The organism is Pseudomonas sp. NPDC096917, from assembly GCF_044762555.1.
GTDB lineage: Bacteria > Pseudomonadota > Gammaproteobacteria > Pseudomonadales > Pseudomonadaceae > Aquipseudomonas.
The window spans coordinates 365,767-387,044 of the sequence record NZ_JBIWEO010000003.1 but is presented as its reverse complement, the minus strand read 5'-3'; the positions used below and the strand labels follow the sequence as shown (position 1 = coordinate 387,044).

At 56.2% G+C, this 21,278-nt stretch carries 24 protein-coding genes and 1 pseudogene; 11 read left to right on the top strand and 14 right to left on the bottom strand.

Annotation, left to right across the window (positions count from 1 at the left end):
* Positions 1-79 precede the first annotated feature (79 nt).
* Together ACIQYF_RS06000 and ACIQYF_RS05995 are read left to right on the top strand one after the other, a co-directional pair.
* Positions 80-370 (top strand): winged helix-turn-helix transcriptional regulator, encoded by a 291-nt coding sequence (locus ACIQYF_RS06000; protein WP_402858013.1) that lies wholly within the window; start codon positions 80-82, stop codon positions 368-370.
* A gap of 81 nt (positions 371-451) precedes the next feature.
* Positions 452-748 carry a chorismate mutase gene (locus tag ACIQYF_RS05995; protein WP_402858010.1) on the top strand — a complete coding sequence of 99 codons (297 nt, stop codon included), beginning with the start codon at positions 452-454 and terminating at the stop codon, positions 746-748.
* A gap of 96 nt (positions 749-844) precedes the next feature.
* Here ACIQYF_RS05995 and ACIQYF_RS05990 read toward each other — a convergent pair.
* Positions 845-1,051: pseudogene (locus ACIQYF_RS05990) on the bottom strand (serine hydrolase); the annotation flags it as partial.
* 102 nt (positions 1,052-1,153) lie between these two features.
* On the opposite strand from ACIQYF_RS05990, the gene yghU reads away from it, so the two are divergent.
* A complete protein-coding gene (gene yghU / locus ACIQYF_RS05985; protein WP_402858007.1) occupies positions 1,154-1,993 on the top strand; it encodes a glutathione-dependent disulfide-bond oxidoreductase in 840 nt (279 codons plus the stop codon).
* 8 nt (positions 1,994-2,001) lie between these two features.
* Here the strand turns inward: yghU and ACIQYF_RS05980 are convergent, their stop codons facing one another.
* The 5 genes from ACIQYF_RS05980 to ACIQYF_RS05960 all read right to left on the bottom strand — a co-directional run bounded on the left by ACIQYF_RS05980 (position 2,002) and on the right by ACIQYF_RS05960 (position 5,755).
* Positions 2,002-2,703, bottom strand: a complete 702-nt coding sequence (locus ACIQYF_RS05980; protein WP_402858004.1) for a tRNA (adenine(22)-N(1))-methyltransferase — start codon at positions 2,701-2,703, stop codon at positions 2,002-2,004.
* 199 nt (positions 2,704-2,902) lie between these two features.
* Positions 2,903-3,586, bottom strand: coding sequence for an arsenical resistance protein ArsH (gene arsH, locus ACIQYF_RS05975; RefSeq protein ID WP_402858001.1), 684 nt, complete (start codon positions 3,584-3,586; stop codon positions 2,903-2,905).
* Positions 3,587-3,598: 12 nt separating this feature from the next.
* Positions 3,599-4,069, bottom strand: coding sequence for an arsenate reductase ArsC (locus tag ACIQYF_RS05970; RefSeq protein WP_402857998.1), 471 nt, complete (start codon positions 4,067-4,069; stop codon positions 3,599-3,601).
* Between the two features lie 29 nt (positions 4,070-4,098).
* A complete protein-coding gene (locus ACIQYF_RS05965) occupies positions 4,099-5,382 on the bottom strand; it encodes an arsenic transporter (protein WP_402857995.1) in 1,284 nt (427 codons plus the stop codon).
* A gap of 25 nt (positions 5,383-5,407) precedes the next feature.
* Complete coding sequence (locus ACIQYF_RS05960; RefSeq protein ID WP_402857992.1) at positions 5,408-5,755, bottom strand: metalloregulator ArsR/SmtB family transcription factor; 348 nt, start codon at positions 5,753-5,755, stop codon at positions 5,408-5,410.
* Positions 5,756-5,936: 181 nt separating this feature from the next.
* Here ACIQYF_RS05960 and ACIQYF_RS05955 point away from each other — a divergent pair, with 181 nt between their 5' ends.
* From ACIQYF_RS05955 to ACIQYF_RS05945, 3 genes are all read left to right on the top strand, one after another.
* The gene (locus tag ACIQYF_RS05955; RefSeq protein ID WP_402857989.1) at positions 5,937-6,293 is read left to right on the top strand and encodes a VOC family protein; all 357 of its coding nucleotides are present in this window, start codon (positions 5,937-5,939) and stop codon (positions 6,291-6,293) included.
* Between the two features lie 110 nt (positions 6,294-6,403).
* Complete coding sequence (locus tag ACIQYF_RS05950; protein ID WP_402857986.1) at positions 6,404-6,565, top strand: DUF2986 domain-containing protein; 162 nt, start codon at positions 6,404-6,406, stop codon at positions 6,563-6,565.
* A 434-nt stretch (positions 6,566-6,999) separates the two neighbouring features.
* Positions 7,000-7,863 (top strand): diguanylate cyclase domain-containing protein, encoded by an 864-nt coding sequence (locus ACIQYF_RS05945; protein WP_402857983.1) that lies wholly within the window; start codon positions 7,000-7,002, stop codon positions 7,861-7,863.
* A gap of 75 nt (positions 7,864-7,938) precedes the next feature.
* Here ACIQYF_RS05945 and ACIQYF_RS05940 read toward each other — a convergent pair whose 3' ends face one another.
* Positions 7,939-8,796 (bottom strand): LysR family transcriptional regulator, encoded by an 858-nt coding sequence (locus ACIQYF_RS05940; RefSeq protein ID WP_402857980.1) that lies wholly within the window; start codon positions 8,794-8,796, stop codon positions 7,939-7,941.
* A 161-nt stretch (positions 8,797-8,957) separates the two neighbouring features.
* On the opposite strand from ACIQYF_RS05940, the gene ACIQYF_RS05935 reads away from it, so the two are divergent.
* The 3 genes from ACIQYF_RS05935 to ACIQYF_RS05925 are packed head-to-tail and all read left to right on the top strand — an operon-like array spanning position 8,958 to position 11,264.
* Positions 8,958-9,581 (top strand): ankyrin repeat domain-containing protein, encoded by a 624-nt coding sequence (locus tag ACIQYF_RS05935; RefSeq protein WP_402858055.1) that lies wholly within the window; start codon positions 8,958-8,960, stop codon positions 9,579-9,581.
* A gap of 20 nt (positions 9,582-9,601) precedes the next feature.
* On the top strand, positions 9,602-10,063 hold the full coding sequence (locus ACIQYF_RS05930; RefSeq protein ID WP_402857977.1) for a nucleoside deaminase: 462 nt from the start codon (positions 9,602-9,604) through the stop codon (positions 10,061-10,063).
* Positions 10,050-11,264 (top strand): CynX/NimT family MFS transporter, encoded by a 1,215-nt coding sequence (locus ACIQYF_RS05925; RefSeq protein ID WP_402857974.1) that lies wholly within the window; start codon positions 10,050-10,052, stop codon positions 11,262-11,264. The genes ACIQYF_RS05930 and ACIQYF_RS05925 overlap by 14 nt, the downstream gene beginning before the upstream one ends.
* On the opposite strand, the gene ACIQYF_RS05920 is transcribed toward ACIQYF_RS05925, so the two are convergent.
* Positions 11,207-11,788 (bottom strand): LysR family substrate-binding domain-containing protein, encoded by a 582-nt coding sequence (locus ACIQYF_RS05920; RefSeq protein ID WP_402857971.1) that lies wholly within the window; start codon positions 11,786-11,788, stop codon positions 11,207-11,209. The two genes, ACIQYF_RS05925 and ACIQYF_RS05920, sit on opposite strands and share 58 nt — an antisense overlap.
* A 363-nt stretch (positions 11,789-12,151) precedes the next feature.
* Here ACIQYF_RS05920 and ACIQYF_RS05915 point away from each other — a divergent pair, with 363 nt between their 5' ends.
* Positions 12,152-13,777, top strand: coding sequence for a diguanylate cyclase domain-containing protein (locus tag ACIQYF_RS05915; protein WP_402857968.1), 1,626 nt, complete (start codon positions 12,152-12,154; stop codon positions 13,775-13,777).
* Between the two features lie 77 nt (positions 13,778-13,854).
* Here the strand turns inward: ACIQYF_RS05915 and ACIQYF_RS05910 are convergent, their stop codons facing one another.
* From ACIQYF_RS05910 to ACIQYF_RS05900, 3 genes are read right to left on the bottom strand one after another with little or no spacing between them, the layout of a single operon-like run.
* The gene (locus tag ACIQYF_RS05910) at positions 13,855-14,892 is read right to left on the bottom strand and encodes a sensor histidine kinase (RefSeq protein ID WP_402857965.1); all 1,038 of its coding nucleotides are present in this window, start codon (positions 14,890-14,892) and stop codon (positions 13,855-13,857) included.
* 6 nt (positions 14,893-14,898) lie between these two features.
* Positions 14,899-16,380, bottom strand: a complete 1,482-nt coding sequence (locus ACIQYF_RS05905; protein WP_402857962.1) for an RAD55 family ATPase — start codon at positions 16,378-16,380, stop codon at positions 14,899-14,901.
* Positions 16,377-16,811 carry a hypothetical protein gene (locus ACIQYF_RS05900; protein WP_402857959.1) on the bottom strand — a complete coding sequence of 145 codons (435 nt, stop codon included), beginning with the start codon at positions 16,809-16,811 and terminating at the stop codon, positions 16,377-16,379. Before ACIQYF_RS05900 ends, ACIQYF_RS05905 begins: the two co-directional genes overlap by 4 nt.
* A gap of 203 nt (positions 16,812-17,014) precedes the next feature.
* On the opposite strand from ACIQYF_RS05900, the gene ACIQYF_RS05895 reads away from it, so the two are divergent.
* A complete protein-coding gene (locus ACIQYF_RS05895; protein WP_402857956.1) occupies positions 17,015-18,226 on the top strand; it encodes a YeeE/YedE family protein in 1,212 nt (403 codons plus the stop codon).
* Positions 18,227-18,643: 417 nt separating this feature from the next.
* Here the strand turns inward: ACIQYF_RS05895 and ACIQYF_RS05890 are convergent, their stop codons facing one another.
* The 3 genes from ACIQYF_RS05890 to ACIQYF_RS05880 all read right to left on the bottom strand — a co-directional run bounded on the left by ACIQYF_RS05890 (position 18,644) and on the right by ACIQYF_RS05880 (position 21,119).
* Positions 18,644-19,045 (bottom strand): GFA family protein, encoded by a 402-nt coding sequence (locus ACIQYF_RS05890; protein WP_402857953.1) that lies wholly within the window; start codon positions 19,043-19,045, stop codon positions 18,644-18,646.
* 398 nt (positions 19,046-19,443) lie between these two features.
* Positions 19,444-19,584, bottom strand: coding sequence for a DUF2256 domain-containing protein (locus ACIQYF_RS05885; protein WP_402857951.1), 141 nt, complete (start codon positions 19,582-19,584; stop codon positions 19,444-19,446).
* Entirely contained in the window at positions 19,581-21,119 is a 1,539-nt protein-coding gene (locus ACIQYF_RS05880; protein ID WP_402857948.1) for a cryptochrome/photolyase family protein, read from the bottom strand. Before ACIQYF_RS05880 ends, ACIQYF_RS05885 begins: the two co-directional genes overlap by 4 nt.
* Between the last annotated feature and the right edge of the window lie 159 nt (positions 21,120-21,278).

The following is a 21,278-nucleotide window of genomic DNA, read 5'->3' as shown; positions in this document are numbered from 1 at the left end:
TCACCCAGCGGGACAATGAGCAGCAACGCCAGCACGCTGCCGACCTGAGTAGCACGCTGATAGCGCCCAAACATGCCCCGTGGCGCGAACCGTAGACAAAGGCTTGGTCGAGGGGGGTATTGTGCAGGTGCGGCCAGCGTCTGATGGCACCTCGTATCAGGAGTACGTCCTGACCACCAAAGGCGAGAGTTTGTTTACTGTGGTCGTGGCGTTGCGCCAATGGGGCGAGCACCATCTGTTCGGGCCGCACGAAGCGCATTCGCGGCTCCTGGACACCGTCACAGAGCAACCCCTGCCATTTATGCAGCCCGTTGCGGCGGATGGACGAGTGATTGCCCCTGAAGAAACTCGCGTCGATAAAGAGGTGTGATAGCTGGCGAGTGGTCAAGGGGCCGTCAGCTGAGTAACCTCCATACGCAATTCGTCACACACTTAAACAAGGAACATTCATATGGACATGCAGTGCACATCAATCGACGAAGTTCGCCAGCGCATTGATCTCATCGACCGCGACATCGTGGCCTTGCTCGCCCAGCGTGGGCAATGGGTAACGCAGGCAGCGGCCTTCAAGAGCTCCACTGACGATGTTCGCGCCCCGGCGAGGGTCGAACAAGTCATCGCCAAAGTCCGCACGATTGCAACCGATGTCGGGGCCTCGCCCGAGGTGGTCGAACGCGTTTACAGAGCAATGATCAGTGCGTTTATTGATGAAGAACTCAGCGTTCACGCCGCACTGTCGAAAGACTGATAGCGCTGACTCGTATGTGAGCCAAGGAAGGGAGACAACCTTTGAGTACCCCCTCCGAACTGCGAACACGCTGCGTGAGCCGTCTGAACTTGATGACTACGACAGCCGGTCAGCCCTGCTGCCCCCTTTATTGGCGCTTGTATCAAAGGCCGCACAACACGCTGATGCGTCCCCATCGCGCAAACGATAGACAGCAATGACACTGCCTGGCCCGCAGCCTGTATGCCCGCACAGGGAGTGTCCGCCCTCAATCGAGCCCGTGGAGAGAAGGTCTGTGCACAAGAGTCGTTCCAGAAATAGCGCGCCTGTGGCATTCAGTGGCCGACTGTGGTGTGCTGTCGGCATAGCGCCCAGTGTTTATAAGGGTGCAGGTCATCTCAGTACACAACCGATGAGGTCCGTCTCTTGAGTAAATCGCCTTATATTCCGCCCAAAGTCTGGACTAACGAAGCCCCGTCTGGCGGCCATTTTGCAAGTATCAACCGCCCGATTGCCGGGCCAACGCATGACAAGGAACTGCCGGTCGGCAAGCATCCGCTGCAACTCTATTCGCTGGCCACGCCCAATGGGGTGAAGGTGACGATTCTGCTTGAGGAGTTGCTGGCGCTGGGGCACACGGGCGCCGAGTACGATGCGTGGTTGATCCGCATCAACGAGGGTGATCAGTTTTCCAGCGGTTTTGTCGATATCAACCCGAACTCCAAAATCCCGGCATTGCTGGACCGTAGCGCTGAACCCCCTATTCGGGTGTTCGAGTCAGGCTCAATCCTGCTTTATCTCGCGGAAAAATTCGGTGCTTTCATTCCCGCTGATCTGGCAGGACGCACCGAGACGCTGAACTGGTTGTTCTGGCAAATGGGAGCGGCTCCTTATCTGGGGGGTGGCTTCGGGCATTTCTATGCGTACGCGCCGCAGAAGCTTGAATACCCGATCAATCGCTTCACCATGGAGGCCAAGCGACAGCTGGATGTGCTTGATCGTCGCCTTGCGCAGAGCCCTTACCTGGCCGGTGACAGCTATACCATCGCCGATATCGCAGTCTGGCCCTGGTACGGCCAATTGGTGCGCAACAATGTGTACTCGGCTGCGGAGTTCCTTTCGGCCCACGAGTACACTCATTTGCAGCGTTGGGCCGAGGAAATCGCCAAGCGGCCTGCAGTCATTCGCGGGCAGAGAGTCAACCGAACCTGGGGCGATGAGGCGAGTCAGGTCGCTGAGCGGCATCAGGCGTCCGATCTGGATTGAAAGGGCGTTTAATGGTGAGCCAGCAGCTCGGTGATCCGGCGTACTTGTAGCGTGAGGTCCTGCACTTTTTCTTCGGGCACGGCTTGCCGGGCCCGGGCGAGCTGGCTCAAGGTTTTTTGTTTCTCCCGCAGGATACGTTGCCATTTGGCGAGGAACACCGGGGTACGCGCTTGCATCTGCAGCGGGCCGAAATACAGTTCTTCGGGACTGTATTTCACTGGCTCGGCATGTGCGGCGACGATGATTTCGTAGTAGAAACGATTTTCTTGCACGGTGTCTTCGAAGAGGATGCGGTAGTTGTGCTGCATCAACCATTGGCGCAACGGCTGTTCGCCGCCATTGGGTTGCAGAATCAAGCGTTCCTCACCCCTCAGGTACGTCTTGCCGCTGTCGAGGATGTCGCGGATGGTTTCGCCTCCCATGCCGCAAATACTGATCGCAGTTATCTCGTCTCCCGGCTCAATCGCCGCCAGGCCACTGGCCAGGCGCACGGTAATCTGCTGTTCCAGATCGTTCTCGTGCACGGTGCGTTGCGCCGCGCGAAATGGCGTCAATGCCACTTCGCCAGCCACTGCGCCAGTGATGGCCCCCCGGCGCATCAACGCCACCGGCAGATAGCCGTGATCAGAGCCGATATCGGCCAGCCGCGCACCTGCGGGTACCTGTGCTGCCACGCGCTCCAGGCGCATGGACAATGTGTGTTCGTTCAACTGCAGTTCCTTATTGCCACCAAGGCGAGTACCACGCTTAACGGTTAATGCTGTTCAGCCAAGTCACTGTAGGCGCGACGACGCCCCATGCTTGCGAGCGATCGTGAATAGTAACGTAAGCAAGCGTTTTGGCCGGTCAATCATCATCGGGCTGCATCGGGTGCTGCCTTCAATGTGACCGACCAAAGCGCTGCACCTGTCAAATGGCGTGTTGATTAACCCGTTGAGTCAGCGCTTGTGCCGACTCCTTGCGCTCTGAGTAACGGTCGACAAGATCTGGCCGATCCCTCAGTAACAGCGTGAACTTGACCAGTTCCTCCATGACGTCGACCACGCGGTCATATAACGCAGAGGGTTTCATGCGGTTGTTTTCATCAAACTCCAGATACGCTTTGGGGACTGAGGATTGATTGGGGATGGTGAACATCCGCATCCAGCGTCCCAGCACGCGAAGTTGATTCACCACGTTGAACGATTGGGAGCCACCGCTGACCTGCATCACCGCCAAAGTTTTACCTTGGGTCGGGCGAACGGCTCCCAGCGCCAGCGGTACCCAGTCGATTTGCGCCTTGAACACGGCAGACAGGGCTCCATGCCGTTCCGGCGAGCACCAGACCTGTCCTTCAGACCACTGCATCAGTTCAAGCAGTTCCTGCACTTTTGGATGGTCGGCCGGTGCGTCATCGGGCAATGGCAACCCGCTGGGGTTGAAGGTGCGGGTTTCGGCGCCAAAGTGTTCGAGCAACCTGGCCGCTTCTTCGACCAGCAAGCGACTGAACGATCGATCACGAGTGGAGCCGTAGAGCAGCAGGATCCGGGGTTTATGCAAGTCAACGCTGGAGACGGTGAGTGACGTATCGAGATTAGGAAGCAGGGTGGACATGGGGGGCTCCGATTACAAGGTGCTGATGCGATCCAGTTGCAGTTTCAATTGTTCGCGGTCAAGTTGAGCCAAGGGCAGGGCAAGGAATGCGCGACAACGTGTTTCGATACGGCTCAAGGTTGAGTGAAATGCCGCCGATACTGTCGTCTCATCGCCCACCACTTCTGACGGATCTTCCAGCCCCCAGTGGGCTTTGAGCGCCGGGCCAAAATAGGCGGGGCATGCTTCACCGCCAGCCTTGTCGCAGACGGTAATGACAATGTCTGGAGGATCGGTTTCAAACGCTTCATTGCCTTTGCTGTTCAACCCCGCGATGTTGATCCCGGCTTCTTGCAGCGTACTCAGCGTGCGCGGGAGCACCAGGCCTTTGGGGAAACTGCCTGCACTGAACGCCTGTAGTCCTTTTGGGGCGAGATGATTGAACATTGCTTCGGACAAGATGCTGCGACAACTATTGGCGGTACACATAAACAGAACGCGCATGGTGTTTCCTCTTTTCAGGCGAACAGGTGCTAAAGGCTCAAGCGCAAGGCCAAGGCAGACAAGGTGATGAAGAGAATGGGCAGGGTCAGGATTACGCCTGTCTTGAAGTAATAACCCCAAGTAACACGGATGCCCTTGCGTTGCAGAACGTGCAACCAAAGAAGGGTGGCGAGGCTGCCGATGGGGGTTATTTTGGGGCCTAGATCAGCGCCGATAACGTTGGCGTAGATCATGGCCTCACGCACCACACCGCTGGCGTCACTTGCCTGAATCGACAAGGCACCGATCAGAACCGCTGGCATGTTGTTCATGCCGGATGAAAGAAACGCCGAGAGAAACCCCGTCCCTAGTGCGGCTCCCCATACACCTGATTCGAGCATGTGGTTCAGGGCTAGCGTCATATAGGTGGTCAGTCCAGCGTTCTTGAGTCCATACACCACCAGGTACATGCCCAGAGAAAAAATCACTACCTGCCAGGGCGCTTCACTCAGTACGCGACGGGTCGAAATGATGCGCCCTCGTGCCGAGACCGTCAGCAGTATCGCCGCACACACGGCGGCAATAACGCTGATCGGAATGCCCATGGGTTCGAGCACAAAAAGACCTGCCAGCAATAAACCCAGCACGATCCAGCCAGCGCGAAATGTCATGGCGTCTCGTATGGCACGGCGCGGTTCTTGTACATCATCGCTTGCATAGTGTTGAGGAATGTCGCGACGGAAAAATCCATACAACACTGCGAGCGTGGCGCATACGGCAACCCCGTTGACCGGCACCATGACGGATGCGTACTCGTTGAAACCCAGGCCAAAATAGTCAGCTGAAACGATGTTGACCAGATTTGACACTACCAGCGGCAAGCTGGCGGTATCGGCAATGAAGCCCGCGGCCATGACAAACGCCAAGGTCGAGGCGGGCGAAAAACGCAAGGCGAGCAGTATTGATATGACAATAGGCGTGAGGATCAAGGCCGCGCCGTCATTGGCAAACACAGCGGATACGGCAGCGCCAAGCAGTATGGTGAAAACAAACAGACGGCGACCATTGCCTTTGGCCAATCGCGCTACATGCAATGCCGCCCACTCAAAGAACCCCGCTTCGTCGAGTAACAGGCTAATGATAATGACCGCGATAAACGTCGCGGTCGCGTTCCAGACAATGGCCCACACCTGTGGAATATCATCCAGCGTCACAACGCCCGTCATGAGCGCTAACGCCGCGCCCAAAGCAGCACTCCAGCCAATGCCCAAGCCTTTGGGTTGCCAGATGACCAATACAAGGGTGAGTAAAAAGATCGTGGATGCAGTCAGCATAATCAGTCTCGACAGTCGCTTGGCTTCAGCAGCAAGCGCCTGCGTTAAGTGGCCGGTCGCCCATGGCGTTGAGCCGAGTGCTGTTCACCTCAAGCCAGGCGGTGTTGGCTGTCAGCGTGGTTTGAAGAACGGCATGTACCCACTCGGGTAGCTCGGGGTTGAGGCGGTAGTAGACCCATTGACCTTGGCGGCGATCGAGAAGCAACCCGCACCCGCGCAGTTGTGCGAGATGACGGGATATTTTGGGTTGGCTATCGTCGAGCGCGCAGACCAGTTCGCACACGCATAACTCGCCTTCACGCGTGATCAGCAAGGTGGCACGAACTCGAGTTTCGTCGGACAGGCATTTGAAAATGGCAGCAGGGCTGAGCATTAGGTTTCTCTGCATATACGTTTATATGAATATACGTTTATCCATATATTTAGAGCAAGCCTGTTTCTACCGGCGCGCAGTCAGCCAATGTGACCGCCAGTAAATAGTCTCGAAGGCGGGGGCGGGAATTTAATCCCTCGTACGGCTATGATCTGACTCCTTAAACCGCCTGGAGGCAGTCATGACCGTCAGCCATAAAGATCGGCAGATCGACAATATTGAGTTCAATGTTGGCGATATAGGCCGCAGCAAAGCTTTCTACGCCGGTGCATTCGGTTGGACATTCGTCGACTACGGCCCAACCTATACCGAGTTCAGTGATGGTCGGCTCAGAGGTGGTTTCACGACCGGTGAGCCAGTACGGCCAGGTGGGCCTTTAATCATTTTGTATTCGGATGATCTGGATGCTACTCAACTGCGCCTCAAGGCGTTGGGTGCAGTTATCAGCCGCGAGACATTTTCGTTTCCAGGTGGAAGCCGGTTCCACTTTATTGATCCTGATGGTTATGAATTGGCTGTGTGGACAAACCTGGACTAGGCGCAGGGAAGGGCACTGATATCGTAATTCGCAACCCGCGTGCACTCCAGGAGCCGGATTCAATAGGTAAGCTGATATGATTGCGACGCTTACAAATTGAGTGAAAAAAAATGAATCGTCGCAAAAAAATACAGCAGTTATTAAAGGCCCACGCCAAGAAAGCCAGTGCTAAATTAGCCCCAAAAAGCAAGACCAAATACATCAGCAAGGCTGACCGATTGAAGCTGGCGGCTGAATCCAGCGCTGAGTCGACCGTTTCTTCTGAAAGCTGACCAACGAACCTCAACCCTTCAATCAGGTTGAGGCACGATCGAGATGGCACGTGCTTAGCTTTTGATAACCCGCTTTATGAACGAGATGCTGTACCTGCATGATTTCATGCGGGGCCAGTGCAGGCGTGTCTCAGCCACGCTTTCAGGGCGTCAGCAAACCGCAAGCACTGGGGTTGATACCTGTTTTAATATTGGTCGGATGTGAGGTGGGTAAAGAGAAAGTTGCACGGGAAAAAATAGAAGCGATCTAGATCTGGCAGAGTTTTGGCATGGGAAATTGTGCGTCACGTTGAGGGATGGCAACGTGGTTTGTCATGATCGGCCCGTATCATGTTCAAAGCCTTGCACATTGCGATGAACGGCTCGAAATCCAATGAACGTAATCAATTGCCACCGGGCTATGATCAAACTCTATAAACCGGACTCTCTGACTTATGGCTCTTGACCTGCAAGCCCTTTACCCCAAGCTGATCCATCTGATGCTGGATACAGTTTTTGTGGTCGATAGGGACAATCAGATTGTCTTTGTGAGCAATGCGTGTGAAACGCTGCTCGGCTACCGCGCCGAAGAACTGATTGGAACACCGACCACCGACTACATGCATCCCGAAGATCTGGCGATTACGCGAGCCTCTATTACCCGGGTCATGAATGGTCAACCGCATATGGATTTCCGCAACCGTTATATCCGCAAGGATGGCGGTGTGGTGCACATCCTGTGGGCTGCCTTTTGGTCTGAGGAAGCCGGTGCGCGCATCGGTGTGGCGCGCGATGTGACAGCCCTCAGAAAAGCCGAAGAAGAATTAGAATTTCTCGCTCACCATGACCCGCTGACGGGGCTTACCAACCGCTTGCTGTTTAATGATCGGCTGAACTCGGCCCTGCGAGTGGCGAGCCGTGGCAAGCAGACATTCGCGTTGCTGTTTCTGGACCTCAATCACTTCAAGAAGATCAATGACCTTTATGGGCATGCAGTGGGCGATCGCGTTCTGTGTACGATTGCGCGAAGGCTCGAAGGCTGCGTCAGGGCAACGGACACGGTAGCGCGTATAGGCGGCGATGAATTCACCGTGTTATTGACCGATATTCAGTCGAGGGAAGCCGCCTCCAGAAAAGTGGAACAGATACTCTCGGTCATGGCTGAGCCGTTGGGCGCAGAATTCGAAGGGATCCCAATGCCGTCGTGCAGTATCGGTGTGGCCTGTTACCCCACAGACGGTGTTGATGCCGACACGCTGCTCAGCCATGCGGATGACGATATGTACCAGATAAAAAGGCTGCGCTCGGTTGCGAGTTGAGCCGCTTTGGGGGGGAGGCAGCCCATGGCAAATGGCACAGGGCATTGCAATCTCACCCAGCGTCATGTGTACGTCTCAGTCGGTATGGGCAAGTGCTTCGCATAATTGAAGCAACTGCCCTTGCAGCGACTGACCTGCGTGACTGAGCCCACTGTGGCCATAGAGTGCCAGAAATATGCCCTGGATATCCGGCAAGCCGCTGCTGGCGTCCAGTACCTGATGATCGGCGCCGATTACCCGTACTGGCAGCAAGCTGATGCCCAGACCTGCTGCCACTGCCGAACAGACACTGGCCAGGCTGGCGCTGGAATAACTGATACGCCAGTGCCAGCCGCCCACCTCCAGGTGATGAAGCATTTCATTGCGGTACAGGCCTGCGACCGGAAACGCTACCAACGGCAAAGGATCACGTCCCAGCGCCGGCTGAGAGCGGCTGTCTACCCAGCATAATGGTTCTGACCAACAGGCCAGGCAATCATCGCTGCGCCCCCTCTGCTTGACCAACAGCAGATCGAACTCGCCCCGGCGATAGAGCCGCATCAACTCAGGCCCCAGACCGCTGGTGACTTCCAGGCGAACGCTCGGATGTTCCAGACCGAACCGCGCAAGCATGGGCATCATGCGCTCTGCGGCGAAGTCCTCGGGCACGCCGAGGCGCAAGACACCCGCGCTTTGCTGGTTAAACAGGTCATCTCGGGCCTCCTCCTGCAGCGCCAGTATACGTCGCGCATAAGCCAACAATCGTTCACCCTCGGCCGTTGCTATCACTTGGCGTTGTTCGCGGTCGAGCAGCTTGCAGCCAAGGCTGTCTTCCAAGCGGCGTATTTGCTGGCTGACGGTGGACTGAGTGAGGTGCAACCTTTGGGCGGCGCGGGTGAAGTTAGCGCAGTCCACAACGGCGACAAAACTGCGCAACAGCACTGGATCAAACATCGATACCACCATTTACATTGCCACTGAACGGCATGGTTATATTTAATTTCATAATACCTGCCCGGCTGACCATACTCGTTCTTCATGGGCTGTACACAGAGAAAATAACCATGGTTAACCTGACGTTTAAATCTGGCCTCCTGACGACCGCGACTTTGGTGATGGGAGTGCTGATGATGGGAGGCTTGATGGCGAGCGAAAAGAGTTTGCTCACAGCGGTACGCGACGGTGAACTGGCCAAGGTGCAACAACTGATCGCTGAAGGGGCTGATCTGCGCGCCCAAGGGGTGGATGGCAGCAGCGCGTTGTTGCTGGCCGCCCGGCACAACCAAGTCGAAATCGCCCAGGCATTGGTGAAGGCGGGGGCCGACGTCAATCAGAAAAACCTGATGCAAGACAGCCCCTACCTGTTGGCTGGCGCCAGTGGCTATAACCAGATCCTTAAGCTGACGCTGGCCCATGGTGCGGACTTGAAGAGCACCAACCGTTACGGTGGCACCGCGTTGATTCCGGCATGTGAGCGCGGCCATGTCGAGACTGTGCGCCTGCTGATTGAAGCCGGTGTTGATCTGAACCATGTCAATCGTTTGGGCTGGACCTGCTTGATGGAAGCCATCGTGCTCTCCGACGGTGGCCCTGCGCATCAACAGATCGTCGGCCAACTCATCCACGCCGGGGCGAACCTGAACCTGCCGGACAGCAATGGCCGCAGCCCTTTGTATCAGGCGCAAACCCGCGGCCAGAACGCTATCGCAAAAATGCTGCGCGACGCTGGCGCGCAGTGATTAATCCGCAAGGTGTCTTCATGCACAACGATCAACATTACTTGCAACGTGCCGTTGAGCTGGCTGACAACAATGTTGCCGCCGGTGGCCGGCCCTTTGGCGCGGTATTGGTAAAAGATGACAAAATAATCGCTGAGGCGGTCAACGAAATTCATCTCACCCAGGACCCTACCGCTCATGCTGAACTGCTGACTATCCGTCTCGCCAGCCAGCGCCTGGGCACGCGTCTAGAGGGCTGCGTGATCTACGCCAGCGGTCAGCCTTGCCCGATGTGCCTGGCGGCCATGCACCTGTGCGGTATATCGCGCGCGGTGTATGGCGCCGCCAACGAGCTGGGCGAAACGTTCGGTTTGTCGACTGCGCCAATCTATCGACAACTGGCTTTGCCGCTGAGCGAGCAGTCGCTGGCCGTGCAGCAATTGCCGCAGCCGGCGATGGCTGAGATCTACCGCAACTGGCAGGCTCGCCATGCACCACGCTAAATCACGTCTGCGCAGCTTGGCCAGTTGGGCGTTGATCATTGCCTTGGGGCTTAACCTGCGACCGATCCTGAGTTCCATCAGCCCGTTGTTGATGGAGATCCGCGGCGACACGGGCATGAGCTTTCAAAGCAGCGCCTGGTTGACCAGCCTGCCAGTGATTTGCATGGGCCTTGTGGCCTTGCTCGGCGTTCGTATAGAAGCGCGCCTGGGCGAGCGGCGCGGTGTCGCCCTGGGTTTATTGATGATTCTCGGTGCCTGCTTCTGGCGTTGGCTGGGGCATCAGGCCGAGGTGCTATTGGCAACGGCCTTGTTGGGCGGTGCCGGAGTTGCATTGATCCAGGCGTTGGTGCCGGCGCTGATCAAGCGTCAGTTCCAGCACAAAGTCGCGTTGGCCTTGGGCGTATATTCGGCGTCGCTGATGGGCGGTGGAGGCTTGGCCGCGTTACTCAGCCCGTTAGTCGCCGGGCACTTCAGCCATTGGCAGGCCGGGCTTGGCGTCTGGTTATTGCCAGCACTGGCGGCGTTGTTGCTGTGGTGGCTGCTGCCATTCGCAGGCTTTGGCCGACGCTCCGATGGGCCTTGCGTGCACCCATGGCGCAACCGCCGGGCCTGGCTGCTGGCGCTGTACTTTGGGCTCGTTAATTGCGGCTATATGAGCATGGTTGCCTGGCTACCGGCTTATTACCTGCAGATGAACTGGAGTGCGACGCAAAGTGGCTCGCTGCTGGCCTTTATGACCATTTTCCAGGTGCTTGCAGCACTGCTGATGCCTGCCTTGGCACAACGCGGCATCGATCGACGTCCGTTTCTGGCCATCAGTCTTGGCGCCCAGGCGGTTGGGTTTCTTGGCCTGGTGTTCTGGCCGCTTGAAGCGCCACACCTGTGGGTCGCATTGATTGGTTTCGGGTTAGGTGCTTGCTTTGCCTTGAGCCTGATACTGACCCTCGACCATTGCCGTGAACCGCAGCAAGCCGGGCAATTGGCGGCCTTTGTGCAGGGCGTGGGGTTTCTGATCAACGCGGTGTCGCCGTGGCTGACCGGCTGGCTGCGCGAACTCACGGGCAGTTTCATCAGCGCGTGGTGGGTATTGATTGTCGGGGTGGTGTCGATGCTGGTACTGACCCGAACGTTCAGCCCTGCGAGCTATCGCAACCCGCCACTGTCCTCAGTGTGTTCGGCAGGGCTGCCAGTAAACCCTTGAGTGGCTAGCTTCTCAGGCTTCGGATTCGAGTCGAGCAGGGACATATAACGGTTGATCAATGGCGAGTCGTTGTGAGCGTACCAACTCACGTAGAGGCCCAGGGCGGGGTTGGGCGACGCCGTCACGGGCAGGATGTGGCGATACACAATCGTGTCACGCATGAATGCGTTGGCGATGGATTCAGGCACTAACGCCACGCCGAATTCGCATGCAACAAGGCCGATCAGGGTATGGATTTGCGCTGCTTTTTGTACGACTTTGGGGTAAACACCAGCGGCTTCACACAACTCGATGTAGTCGCTGCAGGCTTTTGGGTGATCCGCGGGTAGGTCCAGGACGATGGCTTCATTGAACAATAAGCGCGACGCCACGTTGTCTGCGCCCAAAGGCAGTGTGCGCATCAAGGCGATGCCGGCCTCGGCAGACAATAGCGCCCGGGCCTGACTGGCAGATGGGAAAATCCCTGGCTGAAAATAGACCTGTTGATCTGGAGTACAGGGTGTACCATCGAGAACGCGCTTCATAGAGTGATACCTGTCCATGGAAAGGATTGATAGCCGCAGAGTTTCGGCATCTACGGCTAAACGCGCCCGGTACACTCCGAGAGCCGGACAAATCGCCAATGCGGTTTATGCCACGGCATTTTTGACCGACGTGATTATTGTTCAGCGCTCTGTCGAAATGGAAAGTCGACCGCTGCGAGTCATGGGAATGCTGAAGGTTCGCGCGAGCGAGCATTCCGATAAGTCACGCCTGTACCCAATCGACGATCAATGCATTTGTCTCTGCAAAATGCGTGTTCAACGACCCGGTATCTTATGGGGTCGACCGACTCAGAGGAACCATCAGATACCGCAGTCTGAGGCGGATACACGTGGGGTGCTGTCGTGAACCGCGAAACGGACAGCGACAAACAAGCGCTCGCGGCTGCGAGCCTCGAGCTGACTCAGGTTGTGCAGAAAACTCAGGAGGCTCGTCTAAAGCTTGAGGCTCTTGAGCACAAAGTCATGAGCGCCCAGTACCAAGTGCTGGAAAACCACCGGTCCGGGCAGTTAATCGAGGCCAATGAGCAACTGGTACTAGCACTTCTCCAAGCGCAAATTGGCGTTGAGCAGACAGCCACTGCGCTGCGTGAAGTTTCTCACGCCGCGCAGCTCGATGTATTGACGGGGCTGCCCAATCGCAGATTGCTACTCGAACGGCTAGCCCAGGCGCTCGAAGACGCGAAGCTGGAGGCAGAGGGTCTGGCGGTGCTCTTTTTGGATTTAAATCACTTCAAATTGATCAACGACACGTTGGGGCACAGTGTCGGCGATCAAATGCTCAAGGAGACTGCACTGCGACTCAGTGGTGCGGTGCGCAAGAGTGATACGGTCGGACGATATGGCGGGGACGAGTTCATTATCTTGCTGGGAGGCACTGCCAGCCATGCCGATGTACTGGGGCTCTGCGAGAAAATAATCAAGGCGCTTGGAGAGCCATATCCTGTCGGGAATCAGGTTTTGCAAGTGGCAGCGAGCATCGGGGTAAGTTATTACCCGAAAGATGGCGATGCCCCGCACACATTGATCGACTGTGCTGACGCGGCGATGTATCGAGCAAAACGCCATGGTCTAGGGGTAGCCTTTCATAGCACCGACTTGTCTTCGGTACAGCTGCCCAACTGCCTCCTAAGTGTCCAGACACACATAGAAACGGGTGCCCGGCACTACAGAGTCCCTGAAAAATACGAAAGACGGCGTGCTCAATTGCGAGAGGCCAACGAGCAGTTGGTATTAACGGCACTCAACGCGCAACAACGCCAGGCCGCCGCGGAGGACGCCCTTGATAGGCAGAAAAAAATTCTGGCAATGATTGCGCACGAGTTGCGCAATCCTTTGGTACCACTAACCATGGTGGCGGGGATGCTGATGCGTTCCTCCCCTGAGCGGTTGGCGAGCATACAGGCGATTATTGAGCGTCAGACAAACCATATTGCGCGGCTGGTCGACGACTTGGTCGACGTATCCATGGCCCAGACTGGCAAGTTCAAACTGAACTTCCAGCCTGTGGACATAACAACGATCATCGATGAGGCCGTCATTGTTTGCCGTCCTGCGATCGATCTACGCTTTCAGCAATTTATCGTGCACCAGCCAAAGCGCCCGCTGATGATCAATGGCGATCAGCTCAGATTGAAGCAAGTTTTTTGCAACTTGCTCAACAATGCCTCCAAGTACACACCCAATAATGGTTCGATCGAGCTCGTTGTCGGTGCCGGTACCGAGGACATAACCTTGACCTTTTCCGATACCGGTATAGGTATCAGCGCTGAGGTTCGGGATTTTATTTTCGATCCCTTCGTTCAGGACGCCCATGCCATTGGGTTCAACGGCATAGGTCTGGGGGTTGGTCTGTCAGTGGTTCGCGAATTGGTCGAGGGGCACCGAGGCTCGGTAAGCGTGTTCAGCGCTGGCTTAGGGCTCGGCAGCCAGTTTGTTGTCACGCTGCCATTGCATCCGTACTCCCAATAACTGTTTTGTGATGTAGACCCGCATCCAACACCAGTGAATGTAATGGATACACCCACAGTCGTTGCGGCATCGCTGATCTAGATGAAAACATCCGAATCCGCTATAAGCGGCAACGTGACGATAAAAGTGCTGCCCAGACCTATTCCATCACTTAGGCCAATCACAGTGCCTCCATGCGCTTCTACTAGCTCGCGCACAACGGTCAGGCCGATGCCCAGCCCAACGTTGTTGAAACCGATGGCATTTTCATCCTGCACGAATGCGTCGAAAATATCGGGGAGCACATGTGATGAGATGCCTATCCCGTTATCAGCGATGCTGAGCAGGAGAACACCGTGCTCCACCCCTAAAACCAATGAAACGGCCCCATTTTTCGGTGTGTACTTGATCGCGTTGTTCAAAATATTGGCCATCACCTGCATGAGTCGCACCGAATCGCCAAGCACCTGCAAGGGGCCGTCAGGCAGATGGCTCGTGAACTCAATCTGGCGCGCTCGCAAAATGGGCAGGCTGGCCTCGATCACTGAGCGGATGAGTGGCACTGCATCAACGACGAGAAAATTCATACGCAGCTTGCCGGTGGTTGCTCTGGTTACATCAAGCAAGTCGTCTATCAAGCGGGCAAGTTGATAAACCTGACCCTCTATCAACGTTTGCAGACGTGGTAGCTCTTCAGAGCTTGCTCGTGCCATTTTGCCGGCAATCAACGTAATGGGGGTCAGCGGATTGCGTAGTTCGTGAGCCACTACCGCAAGGATTTTGCGCTCCTGCCCTAGAGCGCGCTCCGCCAGCGCCTGGAGATTCTGTGCGCTTAACGCCGCGACAATCAGCTGCTCGTTAGCGTCGCGCAGCTGGGGGTAGTGGTGCGCCGATTCGGTCTTGCTGGCTAAGTCAGCATCCGACTGCGCCGATAGAATCGTCATGACTAACTGCTGATTGGCTTCTACCAAAAGCGCGACTTGCTGACGATCACTCACACGATCCTGGGTTTCGACAAGCGTACGTTGAAGCGCCGCCAGCACCGCTCGCGCTTCAAGCGTTTGTTTCCCAAGCATCAATAATTCGCCGGCGCTTTTGGCCAGAGCCCTTTCATTCTGGCTCTTGATGTCAGTCATGGCGTTTCACGCCTGATTCCCACCTGGGCGGGTTTCAACACGCTGCCTTGAAGGGCTACCGCCGAGCAGGCCTTCCTGGTCGTCCATCATGTCGCCGATCTGCATGCCTTCGTTGGTAATGCGGTACAGACGCAGCTCGTTGCAATGATGACTCGCCCGGACTTTGACGACGGCCATGATTCGCAGCAGGCGACTCCGAACTTCGATGTAGCGTTGAACGATGATCGCGTCGGTCAGGAAGGCGGTGCCGTAGGGGCTGAAACGCAGATCGGTGTAGCGGTCTTCCAGTTCGCAGGTCATCAATACCGTAACGCCCACATGGGTCAGCGCGGTGACCATCCTTGAAAGCGATTCGCGAAAGTCCTCACGAAACGTGGGCGGCAGTGCAAGCTCAAAACCCGACAGCGAGTCGATAACGACCCGTGTCGCTTTCTTGCGACGGACTTCATCAAGGATCAACTGCACGATTTCGTCGGTGGACAGGTCTGGTGCAAGGCTGTCCACCAGCCCGACTGTTCCATTTTCAATCAACTGCGCCAGCGCTGCGTTCTGTGAATAATTGGGTCGTTGCTCGAACACGGCAATGACCCCGGTCTCTCCTTCGTTGGCACCCTGGAGTAAGAACGCCGCTGCCAGAATACTTTTGCCAGAGCCTGACGGGCCTGCGACAAGCAAGGAATAGCCTCGGGGCAGACCACCGCCTAGCATTTCATCGAGACGTGGTACGCCCATTTTCAAACGTGCGAGCTCCGAGATCGGAGGAGACAATTGCTGCGTCGGCATATTCACGCCCACTGGCGCAAACACAGTAACGCCCGAAGAATTTATGCGGAAGGTATGAAGGCCGGGCAGGTTGGGCTGACCGCGCATTTTCATGATCTCCATCTTGCGCACCATCGAATTGCGCTGCACGCTCTGGCGCAACCAGATCAAGCCATCGGCTACCGTGAAAATCGGGTTGGTATCGGCCTCTGTGAAGTACTCGCCAATCAGAAAGGTCGTCGCCTGCCAAGTCGTCATCAGCATGCCCAATTGCTGGATGAACTGAGGCAGGTTGTTGTTAGGATTATTTTGAGTTTGGCTTGCTAATACGACAGACCGAAAAGAGTCCACAAAAACCAGAGCAGGACTATAGGCCTCCACTTCAGCCACGATGCGCCGAAGTACCTCATCGAGATCGCCCGCCAGGGTATCGTCGGCAAGATTCACATAGCGAACTGAATGGTTGATCGCGTCGTTATCAAAAAAATCGAACTGCTGCTGATAACGCAGCATTTTCAGCGGCGGCTCTCCCAGTACGGTAAAGAACAGAGCAGGTCGTTCCGGAGTCGCCAGAGCGAACATCATTTGGTGCGCTAACGTGGTTTTGCCGCAGCCTGGCGGGCCAGCGATCAGGTTGAACGAAAACTCTGGAAGCCCTCCGCCGAGCACTTCATCCAGTCCTGGCACACCAGTGGCCAGACGGTTGATTGTCACTTTGGTGGTCATCGGGAGATATCCTGCGCTTGGAGGGCACTCAGCGGAGCGTCAAACACGGCATCGAGCAAACGAGCAGTGAGCGACACGCCAATGAGTGAGGTCAGCAATTGGTAAAGCGTCCTCAGAAGTTGCTCGCCAAGAAGCAGGGCCTCCTCCTGAGTGCGCGTTCCGATAATGGAGCTGAGGCCTGAGTAATCGGTCTGATCCGATCCGCTGTCTAGAGCATCAACAAGGTCTGGATAGCTGGACTCGCAGAGATGCAGGCTCCGACGGAATAATGCAGTAACGCCTTTACGACCGATGATGGGTGCTAGGGCGGTATCGATGGCTTGCAGCGTTGCGATAATCGCATCAGCGACATTCGCAGGGTCTGCGCCCTGGCCGACGCGGTGCGCCAACAAAAGCGGGATCCTGGTATCGTCTTCGCTTTCGGTGGGCATGGAGGTAGATCCTTGTGGGCACAGGTGATCGTATACCCTATTGAGCGCACAAAGAGTTTTTCTTTGGACTTATATTGATCTGGGGTGTGGCTCAGCATTGGCGTCATGCTGGCCGCCGAGCACGATACGTACTGAAGGGCAGGCTCATCACTTATACTCGGCGTCTTCACCGTTAATCGAAACCAAACGAACCGAGATTCTTAATGAGCCGTTCTCTTTCCATGACATCCGCGCGCAAGCCATTTGCGCCGCTGGTGGCTTTTGTCTTGCTATTACTGGGTGCGGGCTTGCTGCAAAACACGGTAGGCACGCGCCAAGTGCTGTTGCTGGTGGTGGGTGCTGCATTGGGCCTAACGCTTTATCACGCTGCTTTCGGATTTACCTCGGCGTGGCGGGTGTTCATCAATGATCGGCGCGGCGCCGGCTTGCGAGCGCAAATGGTCATGCTGGCGGTGGCGGTCATGCTGTTTTTCCCTGCATTGGGCGCGGGCACGTTGTTTGGTCAGCCAGTGGTCGGGCTGGTAGCACCGGTCGGTATTTCGGTGGTATTCGGGGCGTTCATTTTCGGCATCGGCATGCAATTGGGCGGCGGCTGCGCATCGGGCACCCTGTTCACGGTAGGCGGCGGTAATGCACGCATGCTCGTGACACTGTTCTTCTTTATCTGTGGCTCAGTCATTGCGACTCATCACGTTGACTGGTGGTTTGCGCTGCCTTCGTTTGCGGCCACTTCTATCGTCACAAGCTTCGGCGTGGTTCCTGCATTGCTCCTGAGCCTGGCTGTGTTCGGGATCATTGCAGCGGTGACGGTGCGTCTGGAAAAAGCCCGTCATGGTCAGCTTGAAGAGGGCGTCACCAGCGAGCACCAAGGCCTGCGCCGTTTCTTGCGCGGACCTTGGCCACTGGTATGGGGTGCGATTGCCCTGGCCTTGCTCAACTACGCCACGTTGGCGCTGGCCGGTCGGCCCTGGGGTATTACCTCCGCGTTTGCGCTGTGGGGCGCCAAGGCTGTGAGCGGGTTGGGTGTGGATGTCAGCAGTTGGGCGTTCTGGCAAGTTCCAGGCAATGCCAAGGCTCTGGCTGCCCCCGTATGGGAAGACATCACCAGCGTCATGGACATCGGCATCATCTTGGGTGCGCTATTGGCTGCAGGCCTGGCCGGGCGTTTTGCTCCGAGCCTGAAAATTCCGGCGCGCTCGCTGGTTGCAGCGGTCATTGGAGGTTTGCTGCTCGGGTATGGATCGCGTCTGGCGTATGGCTGCAACATCGGTGCGTACTTCAGCGGCATTGCCTCGGGTAGCGTGCATGGCTGGGTGTGGCTGATCGCGGCATTCCTTGGCAACAGCGTGGGTGTACGTCTACGGCCTTTTTTCTTTGCGGGCGAGCGTCCACGGGTAGCACTGAGCGGTTGCTGAACTCGCGCTGATGCCTTGTGGGAGCTGACGAGGCACGTGGATAAATACCCGCTCATTCAAGGATGTTCGATCACCAATACTGCCGTGGTGTCCGGCTCAAGCGCCTCGAACACGTGCGGGCCATTTGCCTCGTAAGTCATGCAGTCACCGGTGTGCAGCAGCACTGACTCGTTGGCCTGGCCGATTCTGGCGCTGCCGCTGCACTCTTCACTTACCTCCTCTGGCCGGGTTTGTTCTGTGAGCTGGGTTACATTTCGACTCTATTGTCTTTGGGCGTGCCTGCTTTGGCAGGAGCCGTCACTGCATTTCGACGGCTGGCGGTCTTGGCTGGTAGCACCTCAGTTGGCCCAACAACATTGCCAGCGGCTTTTCTGCGGACCGCTATGAGCAATGCCCTGCTTGTTAAAATCGATGCCGTCACGGGTGCTGCGGCCAAGCATCCCTGACTTCATGCCACACAGGCTTGGATGAAACATAAATGTGCTTTTGTTTATCGCAGGTCAGAGGTGTGTCCAGGGTGCCCAAGGCGATTGAGATCCAGTCGGCGTACTTTCCCTGGCCGGTTGACCAGAACAACGATGATCCGCACTCGCCGCAAAACTGACGCAGCACCGACTCTGAAGACGAGAACGACTTAAGGTTGTCGACACCCTGTGTCAGCTCAAGCGCCGTGCGCAACACATTGCCATAACTGGCAAAGGCCGCCCCGTGGCTTTTTCGGCACTGACCGCAATGGCAGTGAGAAATGACCTCAGGCCTTGAAGAGAGTTGGTATTTGACAGCACCGCAAAGGCAACTGCCCAAGAAGAGGGGCGTCATGTTGGCAGGGTTCCAGATGAGGAGAGCGTCAATCTACCCGTGGGTTGATCCCGTTCACAACATTTGCTGAAGGCCAGCCGAGCGGCGAACAACGCAAAGATCACGCCTGAAGTGCGGTGTAAGTAGGATCCCCAGTCTGCATATGACCTCGGGGAGGCCAAGCATGTTCGATCCTTCTACCCACCCCGAAATCGGCGAATGGTGTGCCCGATTCGGGATCGCTGAAGTGTCCTACAGTGTCTGCTCCATCGACCTGAGCACCGAAATCAGGCTCTAAGGGGTGGGGCTGGCCTTGGGAATGACTCGGAGTCAGTGATCTTCAAGGCGCCTTCGTCAGGAGGCACTTTCAAACCCGAGACGGCGAAATGGTCTCGAAACGGGTGTCACTGTTCTAAACATTAGCCCTCAAAAGACTTGTTGCGTCGGCAGCGTTCCGAGCAGTAGCGCACTTGCTCCCAGCAGCGAGCCCACTTTTTGCGCCATGTGAACAGAAGGCCGCACTTCACGCATCTTTTGACGGGTAGCTCACTTTTTTTCATAGCGACTCACCGTTATCCAATGTGTCGAGTAAGAACTGTCCGCGCTGCCAAAGCGCCTGCTGTTTGGATTCAGGCATACGGTCGAGATTTTTATAAATCATGCTCATACGTTGATTGCCGCGCAGGCGGTCGCCGTGACGCATGAGGAAGTGCCAATAGAGCGAGTTGAAAGGGCAGGCATCGGCTGTGGTGCTTTCCCCCACTTTGTAGGCGCAGTCACGGCAATAGTCGGACATGCGCTTGATGTATTGGCCGCTCGCGCAATAGGGTTTGGAGCCCAGGTAGCCGCCATCGGCGTGCATGACCATGCCCAGGGTATTGGGTAGCTCCACCCAGTCGAAGGCGTCCATGTAGATAGCCAAATACCATTCACATATTTCACTCGGTGCAATACCCGCGAGCAGTGCGAAATTGCCCGTCACCATCAGGCGTTGGATGTGGTGAGCATAGGCATGCTTCAAGCTCTGGCTTATGGCTTGGCGCATGCAGTTCATCTGGGTTTCACCTGTCCAGTAGAATGCGGGTAGCGACCTGGTATTACCGAAGGCATTACCCTGCGCATAGTCAGGCATCTTCAGCCAGTAGACGCCTCGGACATACTCACGCCAGCCGATCAATTGTCGAATAAAACCTTCGGCGGCATTCAGAGCAATGCGGCCGGAGCCATATGCAGACTCCACATCGCTGCACAGCTGGCGCAGATCCAGTAAGCCAATATTGAGCGCCGCGCTTATACGGGCATGGAACACAAAGGGCTCATCGCTCGCCATTGCGTCTTGATAATCGCCGAAGGCTGCCAGGCCCCAGTCGAGGAAATAGTCCCAAAGAGCCTGAGCTTCGGCATGGGTGACCGGATAGTCGAACGTGTCAAGGGCGCCGTAGTGATGGGAGAAGTTATTTGACACTAGCGCCAGCACCTCTCGGGTGATGGCATCCGGCGAAAAATGGGCAGGCGAGGGCGGCCTGATACCTTTAGGCAAGGCTTTGCGGTTTTGCGCATCAAAGTTCCAGGCGCCTCCGACCGGGCTGCCGTCTCCATTGAGTAATAATTTGCTCTTGCGACGCATGTCTCGATAAAAGAACTCCATGCGTAGCTGTTTTTTACCTTGCGCCCAGTGAGAGAACTCGGCACGCGAGCAAAGAAATCGCGTATCGGAATGCCACACGATTGCCAAGCCACATTCTCTTATTGAATGTTCCAGGCGCCAGTCACCGCACTCCGTCAGGTGGAGTTCATCCGGCTGCAATTGTTCCTGCCAGCGCTGCAGCTCGCTGGGCACTGATCCAGTATTGTGCGGATCATCAAGCGTCACGTACTGCACCTTGATGCCCCTTTGCTTCAACGCTTCGGCAAAGTGACGCATAGCACTGAAAATCAGGGTGATTTTTTGTGGATGATGGGTGACATGGCTGGCTTCTTCCATCACCTCAACCAGCAGGACCGTATCGCTCTGTTTATCTAACGTCTGTAGAGAGGCGAGGTCGAAGGATAATTGGTCACCCAGGACGAGACATAATCGGCGAGTCGTATTCATCAAGCGGGTTCAATCCAGGGACCGGTTTTTAGTAGGGAGGGCAGAATTTCTTGTACAAGAATAATCCAATGTACAACTTTATTCTGCGTTTTGGCTGAAAAACATCATCAGCGTTCCTGATTGGCTGTGGACGCGACTCGAAAAGTGGCAGATCAGGAT

Coding starts and splice junctions, on each gene's coding strand:
- ACIQYF_RS05965 (WP_402857995.1), bottom strand. CDS start 5,382: ATGCTGACTGCATCCACGATCTTTTTACTCACCCTTGTATTGGTCATC.
- ACIQYF_RS05945 (WP_402857983.1), top strand. CDS start 7,000: ATGGCTCTTGACCTGCAAGCCCTTTACCCCAAGCTGATCCATCTGATG.
- ACIQYF_RS05900 (WP_402857959.1), bottom strand. CDS start 16,811: ATGCCCACCGAAAGCGAAGACGATACCAGGATCCCGCTTTTGTTGGCG.
- ACIQYF_RS05940 (WP_402857980.1), bottom strand. CDS start 8,796: ATGTTTGATCCAGTGCTGTTGCGCAGTTTTGTCGCCGTTGTGGACTGC.
- ACIQYF_RS05880 (WP_402857948.1), bottom strand. CDS start 21,119: ATGAATACGACTCGCCGATTATGTCTCGTCCTGGGTGACCAATTATCC.
- ACIQYF_RS05910 (WP_402857965.1), bottom strand. CDS start 14,892: ATGACTGACATCAAGAGCCAGAATGAAAGGGCTCTGGCCAAAAGCGCC.
- ACIQYF_RS05885 (WP_402857951.1), bottom strand. CDS start 19,584: ATGAAAAAAAGTGAGCTACCCGTCAAAAGATGCGTGAAGTGCGGCCTT.
- ACIQYF_RS05930 (WP_402857977.1), top strand. CDS start 9,602: ATGCACAACGATCAACATTACTTGCAACGTGCCGTTGAGCTGGCTGAC.
- ACIQYF_RS05905 (WP_402857962.1), bottom strand. CDS start 16,380: ATGACCACCAAAGTGACAATCAACCGTCTGGCCACTGGTGTGCCAGGA.
- ACIQYF_RS05995 (WP_402858010.1), top strand. CDS start 452: ATGGACATGCAGTGCACATCAATCGACGAAGTTCGCCAGCGCATTGAT.
- ACIQYF_RS05935 (WP_402858055.1), top strand. CDS start 8,958: ATGGGAGTGCTGATGATGGGAGGCTTGATGGCGAGCGAAAAGAGTTTG.
- ACIQYF_RS05960 (WP_402857992.1), bottom strand. CDS start 5,755: ATGCTCAGCCCTGCTGCCATTTTCAAATGCCTGTCCGACGAAACTCGA.
- ACIQYF_RS05955 (WP_402857989.1), top strand. CDS start 5,937: ATGACCGTCAGCCATAAAGATCGGCAGATCGACAATATTGAGTTCAAT.
- ACIQYF_RS05925 (WP_402857974.1), top strand. CDS start 10,050: ATGCACCACGCTAAATCACGTCTGCGCAGCTTGGCCAGTTGGGCGTTG.
- ACIQYF_RS05920 (WP_402857971.1), bottom strand. CDS start 11,788: ATGAAGCGCGTTCTCGATGGTACACCCTGTACTCCAGATCAACAGGTC.
- ACIQYF_RS05950 (WP_402857986.1), top strand. CDS start 6,404: ATGAATCGTCGCAAAAAAATACAGCAGTTATTAAAGGCCCACGCCAAG.
- arsH (WP_402858001.1), bottom strand. CDS start 3,586: ATGTCCACCCTGCTTCCTAATCTCGATACGTCACTCACCGTCTCCAGC.
- ACIQYF_RS05895 (WP_402857956.1), top strand. CDS start 17,015: ATGAGCCGTTCTCTTTCCATGACATCCGCGCGCAAGCCATTTGCGCCG.
- ACIQYF_RS05970 (WP_402857998.1), bottom strand. CDS start 4,069: ATGCGCGTTCTGTTTATGTGTACCGCCAATAGTTGTCGCAGCATCTTG.
- ACIQYF_RS05890 (WP_402857953.1), bottom strand. CDS start 19,045: ATGACGCCCCTCTTCTTGGGCAGTTGCCTTTGCGGTGCTGTCAAATAC.